Below are 26,200 nucleotides of genomic sequence, written 5' to 3'. Positions count from 1 at the left end.
TGTGCTAACGAATCAGGATAGTGTGGCGACCGACAAACTAAATAGTTGCTTATCCTCAATTATTAGAAGGAAAGTTCTGTCATTTCGTGAATTTATTAGACATAGACGAGTGCTATAATTTTCTATATCTACATATAAGAGGTGACTACGCATGAATCAAAGACCGTCAGAAGAAGAATACGCCGGGAACTCCGGCGAATATATCCGTTTGGTACCGGACGGTAACATCATCGATATTCTGCTCGCCCAGGAAAAGCAAATGACCGAGCTCCTGGCAACGTTGACCGAAAGCCAGTACGCGTATCGATATGCGGAAGGAAAATGGACGCTGAAAGAAGTCGTGGGCCACATTGCAGACTCGGAACGCGTCATGACCTACCGCCTGCTCCGATTCGCAAGAGGGGACCAGACGCCTCTGACCGGTTTCGATCAGGAATTGTTCATGCCTCCTTTCGGAAGCTGGACAACCGCGCAATTGACCGAAGACTACCGGGCTGTACGGCAATCAACGATCACATTGCTGCGCGGGCTACCGGCGGAGGCGTGGACCCGCAAGGGCACAGCCAACAACCTAATCATTACGGCGCGCGCCCTCGCGTACGGCATCGCGGGACACGAACTTCATCATATGGGGGTCATCCGAAATCGGTACTTGAGTTAATCATCGGCTGAGGCCTTTGGAATTGAACTAAAGGGTAACTTTAACAAAATAAGGAATACAATTAAATAGTCTGAAATATGCAAGTTTTTATGCATAACTGCTTGCGTATTATGGAGTGAATCCAAATGCTATTAAAGCAATGAACGAAGTAAATATAGACATAACAAATCAAACATCAGATATAATTGATGCAAACATTTTAAATAGTGCTGATTTAGTCGTTATGCTTTGTAGTCATGCGGATTCTGTTTGTCCATCTACTCCGCCGCATGTAAATCGTGTTCACTGGGGATTTGATGATCCAGTAGGAAAAAGAGTAGTCTGAGTTTCAATGTATGAAACAATTTTTATAAATAAAGGAAAGAGTCAATCTTCTATTGCATAGGAGATTGGCTTTTTTCTACATATAACCTTGCCTACATTGGTTTATACAAACTACTGAAATAAATAGAGAATATTCTGATGAAGTGATAAAGTTAGAATAGATTGGTTTCAGAAAGGTGGTTTAACTTATGATTTCTGAATTAAGCAAGAATGATTTTTATAAATGTAGCGGTTTAATAAATGAACAAGGTCAATTAGAAGTCAAAGCTGTAATTGCAGGAGTGAATCCTGGCCGTATATTTGTAGATAACATATCTTCCCCTAATTCGGGGCTTATTTGGTTAGGCAATAATGATGGCTTCTTTTTTATTGGAGATGCTGAAAGTGAAGAGTTTAATAAAGAAATAAATCATATTATTAATATTGTAATAGAACCTGAGGCGAAAAAGGTTGGACTAAATTGCTTTGAAGGAATCGGTAATCATTCAAAGTGGAACAAAACAATTGAAAGAATATTTCAGCACCGTAAATTAAAGAGTTGGGATCAAAGAGTGTATACGCTAAGAAAAGAGAACTACGAAACTCATCATGAACCTAAAATTGAACCGGGATATACTGTGCTGAAAATGAGTAAAGCTCTCTATGAAAACAATAATAATACATTTAAGAACATTGATTTTTTACAATCAAAAATTTTAGAGTTTTGGTCTTCACCGGATTGTTTTTTCAATGAGGGGATCGGTTATTGCATTGTTTATGATGATCTAATTGTGAGTGTTTGTTTTTCAGGGTTTGTATTTGAAAATATACACTGCATAGATATTGAAACAATAGAGGGGCACCAGGGGAGAAAATTAGCTCAAAAGATAGCTCATAGTTTTGTGAAAGATTGTTTAGAGAATGACATTACTCCATATTGGGACTGTATGGAATTAAACAAGCCTTCGGTTACTGTTGTGGAAAATGTAGGATTTACAAATGTTTTTAATTATGTAGGGTATTATTTTTTATTTGAGTAAATGAGGTGTATCTAAAAATTTATCACTTTAATAAATTTTTATTCTGAAGTACAAAAACGAATTTTTTACATAAAGGGAGAATCGGATGAAACACATCATAAGAAATGTATTAATGAATTACTTTGAAGAAATTCATTCACTAGCAGTGGAAGAAGAATTACATAATAATAGTTGGAATACAGATTTACACTATAAAATCATGGTGAATGGAAAACGATATTCCGCACGGTTTATAAATAGCGCTCGAACAATCAATCCTGCCTTTGGGGCGTTATCGAATGAGCAATTGATAGAGCAAACACGGTTTACGTATTATTTACGCAAGCATGCGGTTCCATTTATGCAGGTGAACAAGAATAAAGCGGGAGAGTCATTTACATTTGTCATTTGGAATGATGAACACTACCGATTTGTATTGTCTAATTGGATTGAAGGAGAACATATTACACATTGTACAGAAGTTATCGCAAAAGCCTTCGGAAAGGAAGCAAGAAAGATTCATGATATTTCTAGTACATTTTCAAGCTTGATTTTTCAAAAGAAATCTCACTTGGATGGTTATACTGAATTTATTAAGATGTTGGAAAATAAGGGGAACGCATGTAAGGAATTACGTGCGTATATAGATCTTGCTAAATATCATATAGAGTGCGCATATACGAGTGAATTAGAGTTTATCGTACAAACAGACTTAAATCCTTTGAATATTTTATGGGACTCAAGTCAACAGGTAAAAGGAATTGTAGATTTTGAATCTATTAGTTATGTAGACCGCATTGAAGGATTGTCCTTTTTAATAAAGTGGTATTCTCGAACAGAAGGAATACATTCACATGAAGTTAGTCCAAGTATCGCTAGTGCATTTTTAGAAGGGTATAAGGCTCATAATATTTTAACTATAAATGATTATAAAAGACTGTCTTCATTACTATGGCTATCCGGTAGTTTGAATTGGAATTTTGTGAAGAAAACGCTAAGTGTAATAAGTGATGAGAGGGAATTAGAAAAACATTTGGAAGTTTATAGAACGAGGGGAGAAAGACTATCTTCATTATTAATTTGTACATAACATGTATTCTCCTAATTTGGGATTCAAATAAGAAACCATATGAGGTGTTCTAAAAATGAAAATACAAATTGTATTGTTTGACGGATTCGGAGAGCTTGTCTCCTTTGCACCTTTTGAGGTATTGAAAAGAGCGATAGAAGAAGGGGCTCCGTTTACGGTTGAGTTAGTTTCTAGTGAACAAAAACAAGAAGTTACTACCTCGTTTGGAGTTACGGTGAAACTACATGATTTTTTACGAATGGATAATCGCCCAGATTTGTTAATTGTACCTGGTGGTGGTTGGAATCATAAAGCTGAACATGGGGCACGAAAGCAAGCAGAGCTTGGTACTTTGACCGAAATGATTAGAGAGATGCACAATGAAGGAACAATTGTTGCTGGAGTTTGTACTGGAGGTATGTTACTAGCTGCATCCGGTATATTGAATGATAAAAAGGCAACAATGCATCGTTTGGCGCAGAATGAAATTCGTACATATGGGGCCGAAATTCTTCCTTACAGAATTGTGGATCAAGGCGATATTATTACTGCAAGAGGGGTTACTTCAGGACTTGATTTAGGACTTTGGATCACAGAAAGGTTCGCAAGTCCCAAAATTGCAGCTGCTGTTGAATATAGAATGGAATACGAGAGGCGAGGTGTTGTTTGGAAGTAATTTGACCGTAATCATAGTCTTTTGCTGTAGAGCGTATTACATATTCTTAAAGAAAAAGAGCCTACTCGTATGAGTTGGTTCTTTCTTTTATACACTACTATTTTTTACAGTAATATCCTTTCCAAAAGAGCATAGAATGGATCATGTATTTTGTTTCATAGTGATAATGATTTTTATCCCGCATTAACGGGCAGTAAGACTCCCACCTCAAAATTCAGCTGGAGCAAAGAAGTTAGGTGGGAGATCCACTGCCCGTAAAAGCCCGATTGGTTCAACTAATAATCAGTGGGGGATGGACAAAACCCCCACTGATTAAAGTTTCACTTTATTATATATTCATAAATTAGTAAAAAGTAGTTTACAAATTTGCATATGGCTTATATAATTTGACTCATATAAAAAAGTTTCCTTAGGGAAACTTAGGTATGAATTTACATTCATATTATATTTTTTGTCCGAAAGTTGCCTTTGGGCAAAAAAGTTATATTAACGAAAAAAAGAAGGGGGAATACACAAAAAATGATTGAGGCTATAATCGTCAAAGATTTGTTTGTATCCTATCAAGGGAATCAAGTAGTTCAAAACGTTTCTTTTGAAATTGAAAAAGGAAAACTCGTTGGAATTATCGGTCCAAACGGTGCGGGGAAATCTACTTTAATGAAAGCTGTTTTAGATTTAATCCCAAGTGATAAGGGATATGTTCGGATTCTTGGAGAGGATATTCGAAGCGCTAGAAAACATGTTGCATATGTATCGCAAAGAAGTGATATAGATTGGGATTTCCCGATCACAGTAATAGATGTCGTACTAATTGGAACGTATCCATCTTTAGGGATGATGAAAAGGCCGAAGAAAGAGCATCGGGATTGGGCGTTTGAATGTTTAAAAAAGGTCGGAATGGAAGAGTTTAAAAATCGTCAAATTGGTGAGCTTTCAGGTGGACAACAACAACGTGTCTTTTTGGCGAGAGCGTTAGCACAAAAGGCAGAGATATTTTTCTTAGATGAACCATTTGTTGGAATTGATGTAACAAGTGAAGAGACAATTATTAAAATTCTTAGAGAGCTACGTATAGAAGGGAAAACGATTGTTGTTGTACATCACGATTTAAGTAAAGCAGAGTCCTATTTTGATAAATTACTATTACTGAATAAAAGCTTAATTCATTACGGGGAAGTACGACAAGTATTAGAACCAACTGTTATGTCAAAAGCATATGTGAATCAAGGAATATTGTTTAATAATGCAGCGGAGGTACATTCATCATGAAGATTGTAGAATTTATAGATGCATTAACGCAGTACAGTTTTCTGCAGAAGGCGCTTTTAACTTCCGTTATGGTAGGAGTGATTTGTGGGGTAATAGGATGTTTTATTATTTTACGGGGTATGGCATTAATGGGTGATGCGATCTCACATGCCGTTCTTCCTGGAGTAGCACTTTCTTATATGATCGGTATGAACTATTTCATAGGGGCGGTTTTAACAGGTGTTATTACTGCAGTTGGAATTGGATTTGTAAGTCAAAATAGTCGTATTAAACATGATATGGCGATAGGAATTATGTTTACATCTGTATTCGCTATAGGGATTATTTTAATTACCTTTATGAAGAGTAGTTCTGATTTGTATCATATTTTATTTGGGAATGTCCTATCAGTTCGTTCTTCCGATATGTGGATGACACTTATCATTGGAGTGGTCATTATTAGTCTTGTGGTTCTATTTTACAAAGAACTATTGGTGTCTACTTTTGATCCAACGATGGCGCAAAGTTACGGATTACCGAACAAATGGATTCATTATGGCTTAATGATTCTACTTACAATGGTTACAGTAGCATCACTTCAAACTGTAGGAATTATTCTAGTTGTCGCTATGCTTATTACACCAGCTGCTACAGCGTATTTATTAACAAATCGTTTATGGGTCATGATTTATTTAGCCGCAGGTATTGGTGCACTTTCATCTGTAGTAGGGCTATATTTTAGTTTCTCTTATAATCTTGCTTCAGGTGCAACAATTGTTCTTGTCGCAACATTCTTGTTCGCATTGGCATTCTTTTTTTCACCGTCGCAAGGTTTGTTTTGGAGAGCTATCAAAATTAGAAAAAATAGAGCAGAGTTGTCATAATTGATTGGAGGATAAAGATGAAATTTAAAAATGTTTTATTATCGATACTTTGTATTTTCGTATTTGCATTAACAGCGTGTTCGAGTAACACCAATGGAAAAGAAGAGGGCAATGGAAAATTAAAAGTTGTAACTACATACTCCATTATATATGATATGGTGAAGCAAATTGGTGGAGATAAAGTTGAGATTCATAGTCTTGTTCCGATTGGAGCTAACCCGCATGAATATGATCCATTACCAAAAGATGTTATGAAAATGACAGATGCAGATATGGTGTTTTACAATGGATTAAACCTAGAAGAGGGCGGAGCATGGTTTAAAAAACTATTGAAAACTGCAAACAAATCAGAAAAAGATGCACCGGTTTATAAAGTAAGTGAAGGTGTAGAGGCTATTTATTTAGAAACTAAGGGATTAGAAAAAGAACCAGATCCACATGCATGGATGAATATTAAAAATGGTATTTTATATGCTGAAAATGTGAAAAAGGCATTAATTAAAGAAGACCCTAAAAATAAAGAGTTCTATACTAAAAATGCCGACAAGTATGTAGCAGAACTTCAAAAGTTACACGATGAGACAGTGAATAGAATTCATCAAATTCCTGAGGAAAAACGTTTCTTAATCTCTAGTGAAGGTGCTTTTAAATACTTTGGAAAAGCGTATGACATTAAGACGGGATACATTTGGGAAATTAACTCAGAAAACCAAGGTACGCCAGATCAAATTAGAGATGTTGTAAGTGTAATTCAAACAAACAAAGTTCCAGCTTTATTTGTAGAAACAAGTGTAGATCGACGTAGCATGGAAACTGTTTCAAAAGAAACAAACGTGCCGATTGCAGGGACAATTTTTACAGACTCACTAGGTAAAACAGGTGAGGATGGAGATACGTATTTGAAAATGATGAAATGGAATATAGATACAATTATTAATGGGTTACAAAAGTAAAACCTATCTGTTTATCAAGGTAGCGTAACTATTGAAGATTTTTAAAATAAGAGAAAAAAGGCCAACTCCTAGGAGTTGGCCCTTTCGTTTATGTATTATGTTTTAATTTTCTATGTTTAATAATTAGGATATATCAAATGTAAATCGGATGTAATTGTACAAAATTATTTAGTTTAAGTCGCGATATATAATACACGCCTCGTTGGTCCATTTGATCTAAATCGTCCAGTGAATAATAGCCTAAATCCCGAATACATAAATCGCCAGGTCGTAATGTTGCTAAACATTCTGTTCTAAAGGTCTTATCAGTGTTCTTACCCGGTTCAACTTGAAAATTTAAAACCTGTCCACTATGTAAATCATATTCTAATTGAATCTTTATACCTGCTGTTTGTGCACAACCACCCGATCCAGGATACACACTAGCTAAATGTTTTGGCACTTGAAAAATCGTCGCATCTAAAATACGAATCTGTTGAAAATAGGTAATTGAAGAGCTTGGAATCACTGATGTTTCACAAATTTTATTTTTTAATAATATAGAGAAGATATGTTTTAAAAAGCAAACAGCCTTCTTATTGAAGCGTTTATTTAGTCCTTCTGGACTCATAAGAGTTCCTGTAACAGCATGAAGTTGACTACACAGTCGAACTAAGGAATCACTCGCTACACGTTGACTAATCCATACACAAATAATAGCTAAATCACGTCCTGAAAATTTACGCTTTCGTTGTACAAAAGCTAGTTCTCTAGCGAGTTTTTCTAAAAATGATGGGGTAAGATGTTGATGTAATTCTTCAGCAAATAATTGTAGCTCGCTTCGAATCAAAAGATTCATAAAAATCTCATCCTTTCTAATAATCAAGCTAGTTTAGAAAGAATAACGTTTTTTTATACCTGAGGATAGTGAAAACTTCGCGTCTTTCTTACAAATATCGTGAATTCATTTCAAATTCGCACAGTTTTCTGTTAATTAAAGGAGACAAACTTGGATATATATGCTAACATCAGGGAGGAATTGTAAAGGGAACTGGAAAAATGGAGGTAATTATGAAAACTTTCATATATATGGTGAGACACGGGGATTCACCGAAATTTGGAAAAGAAGAGACAAGAGGATTAACTGAAAAAGGAAAATTAGATGTTCAACGAATAACAGATGCATTACAAGGTGAGGGAATCGACGTTGTTATCTCAAGTCCATACAATCGCTCAATTCTAACTGTTCAGCAGTTAGCGAAGCAAATAGGACAAGAAGTTATAGTATTTGAGGACTTAAAAGAGAGAATTTTTATTGCTGAAGAGGAACGAATGTCGGATAAAGAATTATTCCCTTTGATAGAAAAGTCATTCTTAGACCCCGACTTTGCTTTAATGGGAGGAGAGTCGAATGTCGACTGTCAGAAACGTGCTATAAAAGTTTTAAAAGAATTATTAAACACCTATCGAGGACAGAAAGTAGTATTAGGCACTCATGGAGCTGTAATGACTTTGATGATGGGATATTATGACAGTAAGTATGATTTGAGTTTTTTACTACAGACATCAAAACCAGATATATATAGAATGGAATTCAATGGGCAGGAATTGGTGGAAGTTAAAAGATTGTGGGAAATTTCATAGATTGACTTTATTCATCCATAGCTTACCTAAATGACGTGTATTATAAGAAAAAGGGTTACTGCGGTAACCCTTTTTCTTATGGTACTGACGGGGATTGAGTTCAACAATATAAAAATTCGGTTTCTTAGCGTACAAAATTCACGTTTTGTTCTTGCTATCCCGAGGTGAAATGGGAGGGAATGTTTTTGGGCAGGATATTTTTAAAGTTATTTTTTAAATCAATCCTATTTGTTTTCTTATGCGGTATTGTTGTTTTTTCTATATTTCAGATTATTTTTGTCTGGAGTGTTTCGACAGGATTAGGGAGAGATGATATAGTCGGATTTTCTGATAATAAGTATGTAATTGGTCGTCCACCTGTTAGCTATAATTTATATAAAAAAGATAGTGGAGAAACTATATTAGATAATGTTACTGGTTATAAAAAGGGGAAAACTAAAAGCTATGTTGGAAATGAAGTTGAATTTGTAGTGATAGATGAGATAAAGGGTAGCTATGAACTGTATAAAATAGAAAATGCTTCAGAAAAGGATATAGAATGGCTGAAAGAAATGAAGAAATTAGAATAAAAGAGACCATCTGAAAGGTAAAAATGTACACTTGTTATTGTTAAATCTAAAAAATGGTTTAGACTGATAACTGGGTTTTATTTTATGAAAAGAATTATTATTAAAATAAAGCATTAGGGGTTCAGTCCCATGCCCTCAAGCTAATATTTTGAAGTGTCCTCAAAACGAAAATTTTCTTCGTTTTGGGGAACTATCAATTTCTTAAGTTGACGGACATGCGGCTGTACCCCATATTAGAAAAAAAGATATTTTGATGCAAAGTTATGGTGCAAGCAAGAGCATTAAAGTTCTATCGCCAATTCTTTTTTTGATATAATAGATGCGAAGCAGGAAATAGATAGAAAGATACTGCTAGTAATTTATACTTAAATGTAGGGAGCTTGAACAGAGTTATGGGGAATGAAAAAGAAATTAGTTCCGCTAAATTAATATGGAAGATGACGCGCCCGCACACATTAACGGCGACGTTTTCTCCTGTGATTTTAGGGACAGTGGCATCACTTTATGTTGCCGAAATTGATTGGCTTTTATTTATTGCGATGATGATTGCATGTTTAGCATTGCAAATAGCAACGAATTTATTTAATGAGTACTATGATTTCAAACGCGGATTAGATACAGCTGATTCGGTTGGAATTGGTGGCGGAATTGTCCGTCATGGATTGAAACCAAAAAATGTTTTAACAGTTGCGCTTTTATTGTATGTAGTAGCAGCACTTATTGGCATTTATATTTGTATGAATAGTAGCTGGTGGTTAGTTGTTATTGGTTTAATTGGGATGGCAGTTGGCTATTTATATACAGGTGGTCCATTACCAATTGCGTACACTCCGTTTGGAGAATTAGTTTCTGGTTTGTTAATGGGGACATGTTTTGTACTCATTGCTTTCTTTATTCAAACGAATACGATAACGATTGAAAGTGTATTGATTTCCATTCCAATTGGAATTTTAGTCGGTGCAATTAACATGTCGAATAACATCCGAGATATCGAAGAAGATATTAAAGGTGGAAGAAAGACATTAGTAATCCTCCTTGGGAGAGAAAAAGCAATAGTAACACTAGCTGTAGCCTTTTTCATTGCTTATTTATGGATCGCGGTGATTGTATTGATGGGTTATATAAGTCCTTGGGCATTAGTTATGTTCCTAGGTTTGAGAAAGCCAATCTCTGCAATTCAAAGTTTCCAAAAAGGGGCAAAAGATCCCGGGTACATGCGCATCGCAATGAAATCAACAGCGATGACAAATACGATTTTTGGCTTCTTATTATCAGCAGGATTATTAATTAGTTACTGGTTGTGAACTACTCGCCACTTAGCAAAGCTTGAAGTGGGAGCTTCTCAGTTCCACGACGAAAGTAACCTTTCGTCTCCCTGAGCGTTACTTCGGAGCGTTCCACCCCTAGATGTCCAATGATTGGATGCTCTCTTTATACGGTTGATATTTTACGCAGGAACCGAATAGCTTGGTTTTCGCACGCTAGTTTCTTCCTGCAACCTTCTATATCAAGTTATCAAGGAACTTCATATAGCTAGTTTATCAAAAGTTTTTGGCTATGCCAAACCGAAATTCATCTCCTACCTACCGCTGGGCTATCGCCCTTCACGCGCCTCTGGAAGGAGAATTCTTTCGTTAAATAAAAAATATTGTTAAGTAAATTAACCCCACTTTTTCAATTTTAGTATAGAGAGAGTGGGGTTTTTATTTTGATTTTGTTTAACGTTAAGAACATTCTCATTTGAAATGCAAATACCAATAAATTGCAACTTCATCACTTGTCATATCCAAACCTTTATAAACAAGAAAATCAAATCCACCAATTACAAATCCGCATTTTTCATAAAATTTACATGCTGCGACATTATTATTTTGCGTTTCAAGCATGATACCGGGCATGTTGCCTTCTTTTGTCCATTGCTTTGCTTGATCAATTAATCTTTTACCAACCCCGAGTGTACGATATTTTTTATCCACCGTTATATCTTCTATGTAAGCATAGTGATTCCAATTCTTTTTCAATACTATGAATCCGATGATTTGGTTATGTAACAGTGCTATGTAAATTACTTGATTGGGCTTATTTATATATTCATTGTACGTCAGTTCTTCATTATCATTTTGATTTTGTAAATAACTTTTTTCATAACTCGGAACGTCTTCTACTGTATATTGTATGCGTCTATTTACTTTTGAAAGAGAAAGAATTAACCGAGCATTCACTATAAAACTGTCATCAATATCCGGGAGATTGTCTAAATCATTTGTTTCTAACGCTCTAATTAAAAGGTTCATCGTGATACCTCCAAATAATAGTATTTCTTCTGGTTCTTTATGTGATTCAAATCCATTCCAATTACAAAATTATAATAGCATTTCAATAGTAAGGCTATCTCTGCATTTTATCTTTATATCAGTATGCTATTATCTTGATATAACTATGTTGCATTTAGTAGTGACAGAAATAGTGAAAGATTTCTAATTGGTTAACATATAAAATGAACTATTTCTTCATAAAAATAAAATTAATCGTGGGGAAGATGAAATATGCAAAGAACAATTTTAATTGTAGAAGATGAAGATATTTTACGTGAAATAATGAAGGATTACCTACTAAACGAAGGGTATAACGTCTTAGAGGCGATTGATGGGAAAGAAGCATTATCTATATTTGAAGAACATGAGGTGCATTTAATAATTTTAGACATTATGTTACCGGAATTAGATGGTTGGGCGGTCTGCCGGCGAATTCGTAAGAAATCTAATGTACCTATTATTATGCTAACGGCTCGGGTGGATGAAGATGATACCTTACTCGGATTTGAACTGGGAGCAGATGATTATGTTACAAAACCATATAGTCCTCCTATTTTATTGGCAAGGGCAAAACGATTAATTGAAAGCCGATATTCTTCCACTATTAATGTATCTACTGCAGACACATTAACTAGTAGTGGTATCCATGTACATTTCCCTTCTCGTACAGTAACTGTAGATGGGGAAGACATAAGTATGACACATACAGAATTTGAAATATTAACGTATTTCATGCAAAATCAAGGGATTGTAATTTCGAGAGAACAACTAATCACTAAAATTTGGGGTTATGAATTCGCTGGGGATGATCGTACTGTTAATAGTCATATCCGTAATTTGCGTCATAAATTAGGGGGAAAAGCGACTTGTATTGTAACCGTTGTTAGAACTGGTTATAAATTTGAGGGACAGGTATGAAAAAAGGAATTGTATTAAAGTTATTTATATTAACTACGGCATTATGCACACTTATTTTAGTGACTATTTTTATTGGACAAACCATATTTTTTAAGCAATATTATTCGAATCGAAAAGTTAATGATATTAAAACGAATATTCAATCCTTTGAAAAGGCATATATAAAAGCTGGAGATGACGCGAAAAGGATTCAAGAGTTGGAACAAAATTTCTACCAAGATAATGCGACATGGATTACAACGCTAGATAGGGTAGGGAATATAAAATATGCAAGTGATTTTTCTTTAGAAATTCAGTTAGATCCTAACGGAAATAACACCTTTTCTGAACGTTTAATTCAGATACCGTTGTATAGTTTTGTTAATTTAGAAGATATACAAAGGATAAAAGATAGTTTAGAACAGGGGAGTCATATTATTATCGATGGAGTGCAGGAAGGTGATGCAGTAGTCCCTGCGATGTTAACAATAAAAGAGAAGAATATTGGTTTGGAGAACAAGCAGTTGTCAGAGAAGTTATATGGCCCAAAAGTCGCATCTTCAAAAGGAAATTCACAGTTATATTTAGCAGGAAGTATTAAGAACGTGCAGTTACCGGAGGGTACTGTAGGAACTAACTCTATTTATGGAAATCGTGTGTTAATAGATAGAATAAAACAATTTCAGGTTGATTTAATATTAAATCAAAAACAAAATAATATTACTTCTACAGAAATAGTGGATTATGAAGAAAATGATATTAAATATAAACTATTAATCAAACCAACAATAGATGCAGATGGTAAGGTGAATTATATATTTGCTATGACATCATTACAGCCAGTTGATGAAGCTGTGCAAATGATAAAGGATTATTATGTATATTTAATTATCTTTGTTTTGATTTTAATCGTTTTGATATCGTTCTATTATTCAAATAAAATCGCCAAACCACTATTACAAATAAATGATACTACAAAAAAAATCGCTGGTTTAGATTTCTCAGAGACGATACCTATTACTACAAAGGATGAAATAGGTGCTTTATCACAAAATATTAATACACTTTCTAAAGCTTTGCATTCGTATATTAATCAATTGCAGCAAGATATAGAAAAAGAAAAGCAATTAGAGAATACACGTAAAGAATTTATCGCTGGCGTTTCACATGAGTTAAAAACACCTTTAAGTATTATGAAGAGCTGTATTTCAATTTTGGAGGATGGTGTTGCTAGTAATAAAAAGGAGTATTACTTTAAAGCAATGTCAAAAGAAGTAGATAAAATGGATATGCTCATTATTGATATGCTGGAGTTAGCAAAATTCGAATCTGGTACGTATAAAATGGAAATGGATGTTTTTCATATTGACGAGATGATTGATTATATATGTGAGCAATTAACCTCAGATATAACAGCTAAGCAATTACATGTCCATAAACAACTTTCTAAAATTGAGGTAGTTGCAAATCCACATCGAATCGAACAGGTGGTTACTAACTTTATTACGAATGCGATTCGTTACACACCGGAACAGGAGAATATTATTATTTCTACAATAGAAGAGAATGAACGTGTAAAAGTATGTGTAGAAAATAAAGGGGCTCATATCGCGCCAGAACATTTAGAGAAAATATGGGATCGTTTTTATCGAGGAGATACGTCTCGTCAACGCTCCAAAGGTGGAACAGGATTGGGCCTTGCTATTTCAAAAAATATATTAGAGCTGCATGGCGCAGAATATGGTGTTTCGAATACAGAAGATGGAGTGTTATTTTTCTTCTATTTAAATAAAAACGTGTAGAATTGTCGTTCTACACGTTTTTATCATTTTTAAACAAAATCGACATTATCTGCATTTTATCTTTATCAGCATTCATTAATATCTTCATTAGAAACGGAATGAAAAGCTGATAAGGAGATTGTTAAAATGAAAAAAAGAGTGACATTGCTTTTATTTATAATATTAATAATGGGCACTGGCGTTAGTTTCATACATGCTAAGGGTCATAAAAATATATCACAAGAGGATTTACGATTAAGAGGAAAAACAATTGTAATTGATCCAGGGCATGGTGGAGGAGATAGAGGGACGAAAGGAAAGAAATTTGGAACGATTGAAAAAGAGCTTAATTTAAAAGTAGCACAAAATATAAAGAAAGAATTAGAAGAAAGAACGGATGCAAAAGTTATATTGACGCGTGAAAAAGATGCGAGTTTACTTTCAGAAACAAAACAAAAGGAAGAATTGCAAGCGCGTGTCAAAGTAGTGAAAGAACATGCGGCGGATCTTTATATTAGCATTCATCATGATGCTTTTGAGGATACAAATGTAAAAGGAATAACAACTCATTATGGATCTAATAAAAGGAAAGATAAAAAATTAGCTAAGATCGTACAAGAAGCTATTTTTGATCAAAATATAGACAGCCGAGATAGAGGCGTTCATGGCAGTGATTTTCTTGTCTTACGAGAAAATCCTTCTCCGGCTATCCTAATAGAATTAGGGTTTACATCTAATGCGAGTGATGAAAAAAGAATGAATTCAGAAGAATTCCAAGCAAAATCGCAAAAAGGAATTGTGGATGGCATTATTAATTATTTTACGATGTAATAAAATAGGCAAATAGAAAAATACTATTCTTTCTAAATCTTAATTAGGAAGAATAGTATTTTTTATTTTTGGTGTATATCCAGTTTTCAAATTTAAGAATTAACTTAACTTTATTCTTTAACTGATTTCGACATTATCTGCATTTTATCTTTATCCATCTCTATTAATCTATTTATTGTAAACACCGGTTGAAACGAATGATTCAGTCGAGTAAAGGCTCAGCCTTATAAATAATGAATATGAAAATTAATAGGGAAAGGATCGAAAAATAATGAAAGAATCACAAAGTAAGAAAAAAACAAGTCGATTAACTAAGGTAATAATATCTCTAGGAGTTGTTTTAGCAACGACCTTTTTCACTTTCTTTTTAATTGGAAAATGGCACTCTATCCCAGCGAAGGGAGTAGCTAATGAAAGTATGAAACAAGTTAATACGCAACAACAAGAAAAGAAAAAGGAAACATCACCAGCAAAACAAAAAAGACCTGATGGAAAACCGGTAGGAAAAGTTGTCTATTTAACATTTGATGATGGTCCTAGCGAATTGACTGGGAAATTTTTAGATGTACTAAAAGAGCAAAATGTTGCTTCGACATTTTTTATGCAAGGTAGTAATTTACAAAATACAGGTTTTCAGGAAAATGTAAAACGAGCAGTAAAAGAAGGACATTATATTGGTGCACATAGTATGACACATAATAGTGATAAGCTATACAAAAAGGGACAATTTGTACCAGAGATGAAAGAAACGTTAGATCTTATCCATAATATTACGGGTACAACTCCTAAACTGGTCCGTCCGCCATATGGATCTGCACCAGGATTAAAGGGCGAGGAAATTCGTAATCAAATTGTAGAAGCAGCAATAAAAGTTTGGGATTGGACAGTAGACTCAAATGATTGGAAATTAAAAGATAATCCAACTCAGATTATCGAAAATGTAAAGAAACAGACAACAGAAGAAGTAGAAGTTGTTTTAATGCATGAAAAGGCGCAAACATTACAAGCACTTCCTGAAATTATTAAATTTTATAAAGAGCAAGGGTATGAATTTGGGGTATATAATGATGAGGATCATTTTCGTCTAAATTTCCAGAAAGATCAACGTTTATAGTATATACATGGTTGTCTTTAAAAATTGGTTTTTATCAGTAAAAATGTTATCTAATTTTACTAATAAAAGCACTGTAAGGAAGGAAATTGTATATGATTAAAAAAATAATTACAATCCCATTGATAGGTATCATCGCTTTATCAGCTTGCGGAAATCCAGATAGTCAGAGAGATATTACTAGTCCAGTCTCTAAAATAGACTCTTCTTCTACCACTTTTGAAAAAGAACACATCTCTTCGTCTAATATAGATACTTCGACATTTAAATCTATTTTTAAATCAAGTGTATTTTTAGGGGATTCCATTACAGATGGACTTCATGATATTGATATATTAGACGAAGAAAACATTGTAAGTGGTATAGGGAAATCAATTGGAGATGCTCAAAAAAATATAGAGCAAGTAGTTAATCAAAAACCGAAAAATATATTTATTTTACTTGGGTTATGTAATCTTAGTGAAACAAAAGAATCTACAATAACCCAATATTCTCAACTGATTCAAAAAATAAAAGAAAAATTACCTGATACAAAAATAAATATCCTATCAATTACACCAGTTACACCAGAACGTACACAAAAAGAAGAGCGTTATAAAAACATTAATGATTTTAACGAAGGATTTAAAGTGTTAGCAAAGAAAGAACAAGTGAATTTTATCGACTTGTCTCCGATATTTAAAGATAATCCAGATCTCTATGTTAAGGATGGCATCCATTTTAAATCTGAATTTTACCCGATTTGGTTAGAATATTTAAAAAATCAATTAAAATAAACAAAAACGTTTTTATTATTAAGTTATTACTGTTAATGTGTTTAATGTTTATAGCTAATACAAAAAGGAAGTGAACTATTGCTAGCTACAATAATTCGCTTCCTTTTTTGTTTAAACCAACACATATTCCCTATCTTGAAATCGACCGTTAACAAACCATTTCAGGGGTTATTAAACACATTTTCTTCAATCAAATTTCATATTCAATCTCAGAAATATAAGCATCAAATTATTCTTCTGTTAAGTTATTTAATAACTAATTTTCAAACTGTTGATTCTTTAAATTATATCTATATAATCTGCATCTCATCTTTACCTATAACGCTTAATCTATATTTTGTAAACGAAAGGTTCGCATTGAAAACAAAAATAACATTGCTATATACACCATCGCTTACGAAATAATGACTTGAGAGGAAGATAGAAATGTTAAAGAAAGTATGTGTTTGTCTACTTACGGGGGCCGTTGCATTGACCTCCGCAGCCTGTGTAAATAACGAGACTGAAAAACCATCAAATAAGGTTACTCAAAATGCTACGCATGAAAAAGTACCGAAAGATAGTGCGTATAAACCTATTTTTAAAAACAGTTTATTCTTTGGAGATTCTATTACTGAAGGAATGATTGATCAAGAATTAATCGAAGATAAAAATATTATTGCTGACAAGGGGAAAGTTACAGCAATGGCTATAGAGGAAGATGTTAACAAAGTAGTAGAAAAAAAACCTGAACATATTTTTATGAGCTTTGGAACGAATGATTTACTGATGCCTATGGACCTCGAAGGAAAACCTATCGAAAATCCAGTTAAGTTTTCAATAGATAACTATTCCAAATTAATACAAAAAATAAAAGAGAAACTTCCAAATGTAAGCATACACCTTTTATCTGTTACACCAGTTACAGATAGCGTATTACAGGAATATCCGCAATATAAACATATTGATGAATATAACGTGAAACTTAAAGAATTAGCAAAAGCTGAAAAAGTAGATTACATTGATTTATCTCCAATCTTTGAAAAAAACAAAGATTTACATGATCAAGATGGTGTACATTTTAAAGCTAATTATTACAAACTATTACTTGAACAATTAAAAGGTTCTGTTAAGTAGTATCTATACTTAAAATTTACAGTTCTAATGTAAGGACTGTAAATTTTTAAGAAAAAACAATTGTAGGAGGTGAAAGAACAATGGTGTTCAGTAGTTTGATTTTTCTTTTCATGTTCTTACCATTAGCTCTTATTATTTATTACGTATCACCTAAAGTTCTTCGAAATTGTATATTATTTATCGTCAGTCTCATTTTTTATGCATGGGGTGAGCCAGTGTATATAGTCATTATGATATTCTCCACTATATTTGACTATATTAATGGCATACTTATCGATAAGTATAGAAATCGTAAAGGTATCAAAAAGGCAATATTTATTAATTCTATTGTAATAAATTTAGGAATACTGGGATTCTTCAAATATTATGGTTTCGTAATAGAGAATATCAATACCCTTTTCAATTTAAATATGCAGGTCGAAACGCTTCCTCTTCCAGTAGGGATCTCTTTTTATACTTTTCAAACTATGTCTTATGTAATTGATGTTTATTTAGGAAAAGTACAAGCACAAAAAAACATTATTTCTTTTGGTACTTATGTTACGATGTTTCCTCAACTTGTTGCAGGACCTATTGTAAAATACAGTGATATCGATAAACAATTACAAGAAAGAAAAGTAACATTTGATCGTTTTGGTGAAGGAATGGAATTGTTTATTAGAGGCCTTGCGTTAAAAGTACTTTTAGCTAATAATATAGGACTTCTTTGGACAAGTGTAAAAACAACTTCTATATCAGAACTTACGATCCTTACCGCATGGATTGGGATTATTGCTTTTGCTTTCCAAATATATTTTGACTTTAGAGGATATTCAGCTATGGCTCAAGGGTTAGGTAAAATGTTTGGGTTTGATTTTCCAGAAAACTTTAATTATCCCTATATATCAAAAAGTGTAACTGAGTTTTGGCGTAGATGGCACATATCGTTAGGCTCATGGTTTAGAGAGTATGTATATATTCCTCTCGGCGGAAATCGGACTGGATTAATCAAGCAACTTAGAAATTTATTTATAGTTTGGTTCTTAACAGGATTGTGGCATGGAGCGAACTGGAATTTTATTGTTTGGGGATTGTATTTTGGATTATTTGTAACACTAGAAAAGCTATTTCTTTTAAAATGGCTTAAAAATAGAATGAGCTTTATCGGACATGTGTATACACTTATCATTGTTTTAATTGGATGGGTATTTTTTGAATTTGAAAACTTATCAGTAGCAATGAATTTCATAGGAACAATGTTTGGCTTTAATCAATCCGTTTTCTTGGATAATAAAACTCTATATTATTTAACAACTAATTTTATACTATTTATTGTCCTTGCATGTTGTTCAACACCATTCCCAAAAAGGGCAATTGTATATGTTAGAGAAAAGCTGAAGTTACTAGGTGCTATTGGCATTCCAGTTTTGTATGTCATACTAGGAGTTCTTTCAACGGCGTATTTAGTGAATGACACATATAATCCATTCTTATACTTTAGGTTTTAATGATATCGTATTTGTTTGAAAGGGGTGAGTTACTTGAATCAGTATGAAAAAATATACAAACACACAATGGCAGGGTTATTGACACTCTTTATAGGGGGAATGTTCAGTGTAAATTTACTAACTCCCAATAAAACATTTTCAGATGAAGAGAATAGAAAGCTAGAACAGTTTCCGGCGTTCTCTTTCCAAAATCTTATAGAGAAAAAGTTCACTTCTAGCTACGAAAAATATATTTCTGATCAGTTTGCATTCAGGGACTTTTGGATAAACGTGAAATCTGATATGGACTACACACTAGGAAAGAAAGAGAATAATGGTGTGTATATCGGTAAAGATGGCTTTTTACTTCAAAAGTTTAGTAAGCCTGAAGAACAAGATGTAAATAGCAAAATAGAAGCAATAAATGATTTTCATCTTGCAAATCCTAATGTGAAAATGCAAGTCATGTTAGTACCTACAGCAACTAGTATTTTAGAAAATAAACTCCCAAACTATGTTTCTCATAGTGATGAGCTTACGTATATTAATAAAGTAAAAAAATCTTTAGATAAGGATATAAACTTTATTGATGTATATCCTGTATTGAGTTCTAAAAAGGATGAATATATATATTATAAAACTGATCATCATTGGACTACTAAAGGCGCATATTATGCTTATCAAGAGCTAGGTAAAAACATGAAATTTACTCCTAATAAAAGTGATTCATTCAACATTAAAGAGATTACAAATAGCTTTTATGGATCCCTATATTCAAAAGCGGGCTTTAGAAATATAGACCCTGATAGTATTGAATTATATGAACAAAAGAAAGCTACCAAATATAAAGTAGAGTATATAGATGAAAGCAAAACGTCAACATCTCTTTATGAAATGGAAAACATTAAGAAAAAAGATAAATATACTGTATTTTTCAATGGGAATCATCCATTAATAAAAATAAAAACTGATAATAAGAATGGGAAAAAATTATTAGTTGTCAAAGATTCTTATGCAAATTCTTTATTGCCTTTTTTACTACCGCATTTTAGTGAAATTCATATAGTCGACCTTAGGTACTATACAGATAGTCTAAACATGTTGGTACAGAAAAATAAAATCAATGATATGTTAGTGCTTTATAATGGAAATACTTTCTTTGAAGATGCATCCGTAAATGGTTTATCTGAATAAATGAATTGATTATATTTAATGTATATCCTATCTATAACGAGCAGTATCCTCGTCTTTAATTTATTTATGTTAATGGCCGTATGCATTAAATATAAATCGTTACAATCCTGGCTCAAATTAAATATTTGAAGCAACTAAATGAAAAGGAGATAAATTTGTTGAAACCTTTTAATATAAAATTCATTATTACTATTATTGTTTGTACGATTACCTTAGGAGCTTTAAGTGGTTGTTTTGGAAAAAAAGAAAATGCCAATAGCCTTTCAGCTACAGAAATAGGGGAGAAAATTAAACATGTTACTAACTTAGAAGAAATGAAAGAAGGAGATAGTAAAAAACTTCAAAAGCTATATAACATAAATGCTGATGAAGTCGAAAGTTTTGTGCTATATACCGCTCCTACAAATATTAAAGCTGATGAAATTGCTGTAATGAAAGTAAAAGATATGAAAAATGTAGAAAGTATTAAAGAGAAAATTTCAAATAGGATTGAAAAAAAATCAAAAAGTTTTAAAGACTATCTTCCAGAAGAATATTTCTTAATAGAAAAACGTGTCTTAAAAACAAAAGATAATTATATCCTTTTAGCAATATCAAAGGATGCTGATAAAATTGAAAAAACGTTCAATGAAATTTTTAAGTAATATGGATTTGAAAAACAAGGGATTAAATAAAAAGCTTTTCATATCGTGATTTTTGATTACTAAATCAATAACTAAGCCAAAAGTCGATTTCCTATACGATAGAGAAATCGGCTTTTTCTTTCGCTACTGATATCTACTTTGAGAATCTCGCTTATTTTTTCGATAGCTTTCATTCACCATTACAGTATCTATGTCCGTTATGATAATGACTCATTTGAAAATTTACAATGGGATATTAAGAAAAACTTAAGTTGTTTATTCACTTTTTATTAAGATATACCCATTATATTTAGAAATGTCTTATACAACATATTTATCCTTTCAGAATTCAAAGATATAAATGTTGTCATAAATATATTAATTAACGAAAGGTGAAATTTACACATGAAAGAATTATTATTTAAAATTGCTGGAGTAATTGTAGTGCTAATCATAGCGTTTTGGGGATTAACTTTTACAGAAAACGAGATTATAGATAGATATAATCCACTTGTGAAAGAAAAAGATGTCTATGCTCTTACTAAGGGCCCAGCTGAACCTGACCCTGATTACCCTAGGAGATTTATGTACATGTTAAATGGAGTGGATGAATCAGGAAATGAATCGGAAATTAAAGTAGGGATTGCTGGCCAAACTGAATATCAAGACACTTATATAAAAGTTCGGGTAAAAGGAAGTCATGTTTTTTCATTAGAGGAAGTAAAAGAAAGTGATATTCCAGAAAAAGCAAAAGAAAAAATTAAAAAATAATCAAGAAATAGTTACCTCGAGACCAGATATATATAATAAAAAGGGTTCTCCATTTGTGGAGGAATCCTTTTTCATTTAAAGTATAGAATATACACATCTTAGGGAGGGCATATATGTGAAGAAGTGGATGAAAATTGTTCTGTACTCTTTACTAGGTATTTTACTTATGGGAAGTATTACGTTTTTTGTTTGGTCTCAGTTTACTTATAAACCAACGAAAGAGGCTTTGTCGTTAGTAGATGATAAAAAAGATGAAGATAATATAGTTTTTGGACAGAAAGATGCTAAAATAGGGATTATTTTTTATCAAGGAGCTAAAGTAGAAGCTGAGGCTTATAGTTACTTAGGGGAAGCTCTTGCAAAAGATGGGCATTTTGTAGTGATGCCTAAGTTACCATTAAACTTAGCGATACTTGGAATCAATGCGGTAGACAGTGTAATGGAAAAGTATCCTGAAGTTCAGAAATGGTATGTTGCGGGGCATTCAATGGGGGGAGCTATGATTTCTAAGTATGCTTTTCAACATGAAGACAAGGTAGACGGGATCATTTTCTTAGGTTCGTATCCTGCAGATGATTTCTCTACTAAATCGATTCCAATGTTATCAATTTATGGGGAAGTAGATGCTTTAGCAACTGTAGAAAAAATAGAGAACAATAAAAAGTTAATGTCAAAGAATACAACTATGCACATGATAAAAGGCGGAAACCATGCTCATTTTGGCATGTATGGTGAGCAAAAAGGTGATAATTCCAGCTTAATTACGTCAAAAGCACAACGAGATGAAACAGTGAAAGTAATTGAAGAATGGTTATTAAAACAACGATAGCGAATGTAATAAATTTACTGAAAGGATTCTCCCATCTCAAGCATGTGTAGGAAGATAGCCTAACGGTAGGTGGGAGAGATAATAAAGAGCCAATTCGTACGAGTTGGCTCTTTTATTTATTTGCTATCTCCAATTGTCCCCTTATTTTCTCCGGAATGTCCTTTTCAGAAATAATGTCGTAGGAATAGACATACTTACCTTTCACATGAATTTTTAAGTAAGTTTTTCTTATAAAATCATTAGGAGTGTTCGTTCCTACTTTATATTCCTTCTCATTCCTTAATTCATCAACACCTTTTAGCGAGTACATAGCTCTTCCTTTATGATGGTAATCTGGAACGCCATATTCCTCCGCAATAGCGTATACATTTTTTTCTTCAGCAATTGGATTAAATCTGTCTAAATCCCCACGTAATATGAAAGGTAGTAAGTATATAGGGAGGCTTATTCCTATTATGCAAAGTACAAATTTCTTCATAATTGTTTCTCCTTTTATGTATTTACATTTTCAGTATAGAAAAAACTTCTTATGAATATAGAGGGGAATTCCTTAAGTTTTTCTTAATAAAGTTTAACCGTGTGAAAAAAGATTACCTTGAGCATTAAGCTTACGGAATGAATAGCTAAATAACCTGTTTTCTTTATTTTTTGATGGTAGGTTATTTGGTTTTATATTGGTATGAGTGAATTAAGAAATAAGTGGGATTTAGGAACTAGAATAAATTTATCTTACAGTAATAAGAGAATTATCTAAATAAATTATAGTGAGAACAATTAAAGAAAGCATCTAGTGGGGTGCTTTTTTCTTTTGGAATAGAGAATCCCATGGGTCAGTTACATGTAATTCAGCGCTGTGCTTCTATGTCATTGGGAAATCCAATGATAAAAAAAGAGGGGGAAGGCGTTTTTTATTGAAGTTTGTTAATGATAGCTTTTTAACTTGTTAGGGGGGATCGTAAAATAGATTATTAATCTCTTTGATAATTTTTATTTTCCTTATAGTATTTGGCATACTGTATTAGAAATTTTTAATTTTGAAAGGAGAATCAATAATTATGGGTAAGAAAAGAAGAATAAGTAATAAGTTATTACTTGTCAGTGCAATTTGTACAATAACAATTCCCTCAGTCTCATATGCGGAGGAAGTAATTTTACCTGAAAATTTTACGAGTTCTTCAAGTTTGTATGAGGGACGGAATACGGAAGTATTGAAAACAAGCTTATATCCTGATACATATAATTATCTGTTTAACCACCAATTTATTTCGAAATTAAAGGAAGCAAGCACAACTATAAAAAAAGTAGACAATAGTGATGATGAAAATCCTATTATATCTACTACTCTTTCATTTATTCGCCATATGAATAGTGAAGAATATAAATCTGCATTTGATTTAACCTCAAGGTCATTACAGAAAATAATATCCAAAGAATGGTTGAAGAGCTATTGGGAGGGACTGCCAGTTCAATTACAAGCAGGTTCTTTTATAGAAATTGGAGAGGTTACACAAAAAGAGACAAATCCTGTTCATACAAATGTGGAGATTCAATTAGTTTTTGAACAAATGACTGTACCTTTACTAATAAAACTAGATCCATCTGGAAAAATAGACGATTTTCAACTCAGCATGTCGTTTAGTCCTGTTGCAGAGCGTCCATCATATAGTAAGCCTGAATCATTTGTTGATAAAGAAGTAGTAGTTGGAAGTGGTGCATTTCCATTACCAGGAACATTGTCTGTTCCAAAAGGAAAGGGTCCTTTCCCAGCGGTTATTCTTGTTCAAGGATCTGGAGCAACTGATCAGGATGAAACAGCGTTTGCTTTAAAACCATTTCGCGATTTAGCTGAAGGTCTTGCATCGAAGGGAATTGCTGTCCTTCGCTATAATAAACGAACATATGAACATGGGTTGAAAACACAATTCAGTCCCTTTTATACAGTTGATAAAGAGACAACAGATGATGCTCTTCTTGTAACTCAATTTCTTAAAAATGAGCCTCTAATAGATAAGAATCAAATTTATATTCTGGGTCATAGTCAAGGTGGAATGATGCTTCCGAAAATGATTGAAAAAGACCAAAATCAAAATATTGCTGGGGCAATTGTAATGGGAGGGCCAGCTCGTACGATCCAAGACGTTGTTTTAGATCAATTTGAGTACCTTTTTTCTATTGGAGCAATGAACCTAGAGGAATATAAATTCTACAAATCGCAATTTGAATTATTAAATGATCCCAATTTCTCTAGTCAGAATCCCCCAAAAGATTTTTACTTAGGATCAGCAGTATTTTGGGATTCTATCCGGAAAATTAAAGCAGCAGAAATGTCAAAAGAACAAAAGACACCGCTTCTTATTATTCAAGGAGAAAGAGACTATCAAGTTCAATCAAAAATCGAAATTCCTCTTTGGAAAGAACAATTAAAAGAACGAGATAACGTTGATTATCGACTATATCCAAAGTTAAATCATTTCTTTACAGAGGGTGATGGGGAAATAAGTAAGCCGGGTGAATATTATAGTCCTGCTAATATACCTGAGTATGTTATAAATGATATTGCTGCTTGGGTGCAAGGAAGATCGCAATTAAATTAGCAACCATATGTTTTAATAAAGACTTTCTTTCTGTAATCAAAATAGAAACCAGCATCCAGTAGATTTCTTCTTAAAAGAAGTAGAAAAACTTGAAGATGGTGGGCTATGGTTGAAATATGTAACAAAACTTGTTTAACCTTCATTTAACAATGAAGATCCATTATGGAATGTATATCTATATAATGAAAAAAGCGCTATTCTTTTTGTAGAAATATACAGAAAGGATGGCTTTTTTTTCGCTTTATAGATAGTACAAAACCTTAGTTTGATAGTGATGTGGTGATACCCCATGTTAAATAACAGAACGGAATTTTGATTAATATAAATATTAGGTTGTAGTTTTTCATTCTTTAAATCAATGTCAATTTTTATAGGTATATTTAAGTTTCGTTTCATATTTAAAAAGTTGTAGCCATCATATAGCTATAACGTTTCAAGTTTTAAATAATAAGTACCGTTGCTGGAGAATCGACTTTTTTAATGAAATGGGAATGAGTAAGGTAAGAGAGTTTAAAAACATAAAATAATAGGAATTGTCTTTGTTATTTTATATTTAATGGATTGGCTTTGGCTTTATTTACTATGGGACATGCGAGTTTTCCTTAAAGTTCAAGCAAGAAATATATGAACGTACGCGAATTGAAAGCACGATTGGTATCGGTCCAAACTTATTATTGAGTAAAGTAGCACTGAGACTACTAAAATTTAATCTGTACATAATTAAAAAGCCCATATTAGCAACATTTAGCGATTAATCATAGAATGTACATTATTTATGTACATTAATCTGTAAAGGAATGAGAGGGATTTTTGTATATTTAATTATATTTTTTAGGTCTCTAAAATTTTATCTAATATATTACAAAAACCATTAAATCAGTTAGCAAAACG

24 protein-coding genes and 3 pseudogenes are annotated in these 26,200 nt (G+C 32.8%); 24 read left to right on the top strand and 3 right to left on the bottom strand.

All coding sequences use genetic code 11. From position 1 onward, the window contains the following. The first annotated feature begins 151 nt into the window (after positions 1–151). The 8 genes and pseudogenes from MR066_RS03185 to mntA all read left to right on the top strand — a co-directional run bounded on the left by MR066_RS03185 (position 152) and on the right by mntA (position 6,813). Positions 152–661, top strand: coding sequence for a DinB family protein (locus tag MR066_RS03185; protein ID WP_242245968.1), 510 nt, complete (start codon positions 152–154; stop codon positions 659–661). A gap of 109 nt (positions 662–770) precedes the next feature. Further along, positions 771–974, top strand: a pseudogene (locus MR066_RS03180) (low molecular weight phosphatase family protein); the annotation flags it as partial. Between the two features lie 199 nt (positions 975–1,173). Next, entirely contained in the window at positions 1,174–2,004 is an 831-nt protein-coding gene (locus MR066_RS03175) for a GNAT family N-acetyltransferase (RefSeq protein WP_242245967.1), read from the top strand. 85 nt (positions 2,005–2,089) lie between these two features. After that, positions 2,090–3,073 (top strand): phosphotransferase, encoded by a 984-nt coding sequence (locus MR066_RS03170; RefSeq protein WP_242245966.1) that lies wholly within the window; start codon positions 2,090–2,092, stop codon positions 3,071–3,073. Between the two features lie 55 nt (positions 3,074–3,128). Next, the gene (locus MR066_RS03165; protein ID WP_242245965.1) at positions 3,129–3,728 is read left to right on the top strand and encodes a DJ-1/PfpI family protein; all 600 of its coding nucleotides are present in this window, start codon (positions 3,129–3,131) and stop codon (positions 3,726–3,728) included. A gap of 519 nt (positions 3,729–4,247) precedes the next feature. Beyond that, positions 4,248–4,997, top strand: a complete 750-nt coding sequence (locus MR066_RS03160; protein WP_242245964.1) for a metal ABC transporter ATP-binding protein — start codon at positions 4,248–4,250, stop codon at positions 4,995–4,997. Continuing rightward, positions 4,994–5,860: a metal ABC transporter permease gene (locus MR066_RS03155; protein WP_242245963.1), complete on the top strand. Its 867-nt coding sequence runs from the start codon at positions 4,994–4,996 to the stop codon at positions 5,858–5,860. Before MR066_RS03160 ends, MR066_RS03155 begins: the two co-directional genes overlap by 4 nt. Before the next feature lie 17 nt (positions 5,861–5,877). Next, a complete protein-coding gene (gene mntA, locus MR066_RS03150) occupies positions 5,878–6,813 on the top strand; it encodes a manganese ABC transporter substrate-binding protein/adhesin MntA (RefSeq protein ID WP_201034035.1) in 936 nt (311 codons plus the stop codon). Positions 6,814–6,964: 151 nt separating this feature from the next. Here the strand turns inward: mntA and MR066_RS03145 are convergent. After that, positions 6,965–7,651 (bottom strand): annotated as a pseudogene (locus MR066_RS03145) (IS4 family transposase); the annotation flags it as partial. Between the two features lie 212 nt (positions 7,652–7,863). Between MR066_RS03145 and MR066_RS03140 the strand changes: the two are divergent. The 3 genes from MR066_RS03140 (at position 7,864) to menA (ending at position 10,309) form a co-directional block, all read left to right on the top strand. Continuing rightward, positions 7,864–8,436 carry a histidine phosphatase family protein gene (locus MR066_RS03140; RefSeq protein ID WP_242245962.1) on the top strand — a complete coding sequence of 191 codons (573 nt, stop codon included), beginning with the start codon at positions 7,864–7,866 and terminating at the stop codon, positions 8,434–8,436. Between the two features lie 185 nt (positions 8,437–8,621). Continuing rightward, on the top strand, positions 8,622–9,005 hold the full coding sequence (locus MR066_RS03135) for a hypothetical protein (protein WP_242245961.1): 384 nt from the start codon (positions 8,622–8,624) through the stop codon (positions 9,003–9,005). Positions 9,006–9,397: 392 nt separating this feature from the next. Beyond that, the gene (gene menA / locus MR066_RS03130) at positions 9,398–10,309 is read left to right on the top strand and encodes a 1,4-dihydroxy-2-naphthoate polyprenyltransferase (protein ID WP_242245960.1); all 912 of its coding nucleotides are present in this window, start codon (positions 9,398–9,400) and stop codon (positions 10,307–10,309) included. A 432-nt stretch (positions 10,310–10,741) separates the two neighbouring features. Here menA and satA read toward each other — a convergent pair whose 3' ends face one another. After that, the gene (gene satA / locus MR066_RS03125) at positions 10,742–11,299 is read right to left on the bottom strand and encodes a streptothricin N-acetyltransferase SatA (protein WP_242245959.1); all 558 of its coding nucleotides are present in this window, start codon (positions 11,297–11,299) and stop codon (positions 10,742–10,744) included. 252 nt (positions 11,300–11,551) lie between these two features. Here satA and MR066_RS03120 point away from each other — a divergent pair, with 252 nt between their 5' ends. The 11 genes from MR066_RS03120 (at position 11,552) to MR066_RS03070 (ending at position 22,715) form a co-directional block, all read left to right on the top strand. After that, entirely contained in the window at positions 11,552–12,238 is a 687-nt protein-coding gene (locus tag MR066_RS03120) for a response regulator transcription factor (protein WP_242245958.1), read from the top strand. After that, a complete protein-coding gene (locus MR066_RS03115) occupies positions 12,235–14,019 on the top strand; it encodes a sensor histidine kinase (RefSeq protein WP_242245957.1) in 1,785 nt (594 codons plus the stop codon). Before MR066_RS03120 ends, MR066_RS03115 begins: the two co-directional genes overlap by 4 nt. Positions 14,020–14,145: 126 nt before the next feature. Next, positions 14,146–14,829, top strand: a complete 684-nt coding sequence (locus MR066_RS03110; protein ID WP_088039718.1) for an N-acetylmuramoyl-L-alanine amidase family protein — start codon at positions 14,146–14,148, stop codon at positions 14,827–14,829. 271 nt (positions 14,830–15,100) lie between these two features. Then, positions 15,101–15,943, top strand: coding sequence for a polysaccharide deacetylase family protein (locus MR066_RS03105; RefSeq protein ID WP_002033202.1), 843 nt, complete (start codon positions 15,101–15,103; stop codon positions 15,941–15,943). Between the two features lie 92 nt (positions 15,944–16,035). Then, entirely contained in the window at positions 16,036–16,716 is a 681-nt protein-coding gene (locus MR066_RS03100; RefSeq protein ID WP_242245956.1) for a GDSL-type esterase/lipase family protein, read from the top strand. Positions 16,717–17,142: 426 nt separating this feature from the next. After that, complete coding sequence (locus MR066_RS03095) at positions 17,143–17,832, top strand: GDSL-type esterase/lipase family protein (RefSeq protein WP_242245955.1); 690 nt, start codon at positions 17,143–17,145, stop codon at positions 17,830–17,832. 80 nt (positions 17,833–17,912) lie between these two features. After that, complete coding sequence (locus tag MR066_RS03090; protein WP_242245954.1) at positions 17,913–19,319, top strand: MBOAT family O-acyltransferase; 1,407 nt, start codon at positions 17,913–17,915, stop codon at positions 19,317–19,319. Between the two features lie 33 nt (positions 19,320–19,352). Continuing rightward, a complete protein-coding gene (locus MR066_RS03085) occupies positions 19,353–20,492 on the top strand; it encodes a DHHW family protein (protein WP_242245953.1) in 1,140 nt (379 codons plus the stop codon). 149 nt (positions 20,493–20,641) lie between these two features. Beyond that, positions 20,642–21,136, top strand: a complete 495-nt coding sequence (locus MR066_RS03080) for a DUF4358 domain-containing protein (RefSeq protein ID WP_242246096.1) — start codon at positions 20,642–20,644, stop codon at positions 21,134–21,136. Positions 21,137–21,520: 384 nt separating this feature from the next. Further along, positions 21,521–21,886, top strand: coding sequence for a YxeA family protein (locus tag MR066_RS03075; protein ID WP_002137124.1), 366 nt, complete (start codon positions 21,521–21,523; stop codon positions 21,884–21,886). A 115-nt stretch (positions 21,887–22,001) separates the two neighbouring features. Then, on the top strand, positions 22,002–22,715 hold the full coding sequence (locus MR066_RS03070) for an alpha/beta hydrolase (RefSeq protein ID WP_242245952.1): 714 nt from the start codon (positions 22,002–22,004) through the stop codon (positions 22,713–22,715). A gap of 112 nt (positions 22,716–22,827) precedes the next feature. Here MR066_RS03070 and MR066_RS03065 read toward each other — a convergent pair whose 3' ends face one another. Next, on the bottom strand, positions 22,828–23,193 hold the full coding sequence (locus tag MR066_RS03065; RefSeq protein ID WP_242245951.1) for a YxeA family protein: 366 nt from the start codon (positions 23,191–23,193) through the stop codon (positions 22,828–22,830). Positions 23,194–23,770: 577 nt separating this feature from the next. Here MR066_RS03065 and MR066_RS03060 point away from each other — a divergent pair. Continuing rightward, on the top strand, positions 23,771–25,309 hold the full coding sequence (locus tag MR066_RS03060) for an alpha/beta hydrolase (protein WP_242245950.1): 1,539 nt from the start codon (positions 23,771–23,773) through the stop codon (positions 25,307–25,309). Between the two features lie 590 nt (positions 25,310–25,899). Then, a pseudogene (locus MR066_RS03055) lies at positions 25,900–26,001 on the top strand (Y-family DNA polymerase); the annotation flags it as partial. Between the last annotated feature and the right edge of the window lie 199 nt (positions 26,002–26,200).

The organism is Bacillus cereus group sp. BfR-BA-01523 (genome assembly GCF_022662615.1).
In the GTDB taxonomy this organism is placed as follows: Bacteria; Bacillota; Bacilli; order Bacillales; family Bacillaceae_G; genus Bacillus_A; species Bacillus_A mycoides.
The sequence above is the reverse complement of the archived record's forward strand: the minus strand, read 5'-3'. Positions and strand labels throughout refer to the sequence as shown.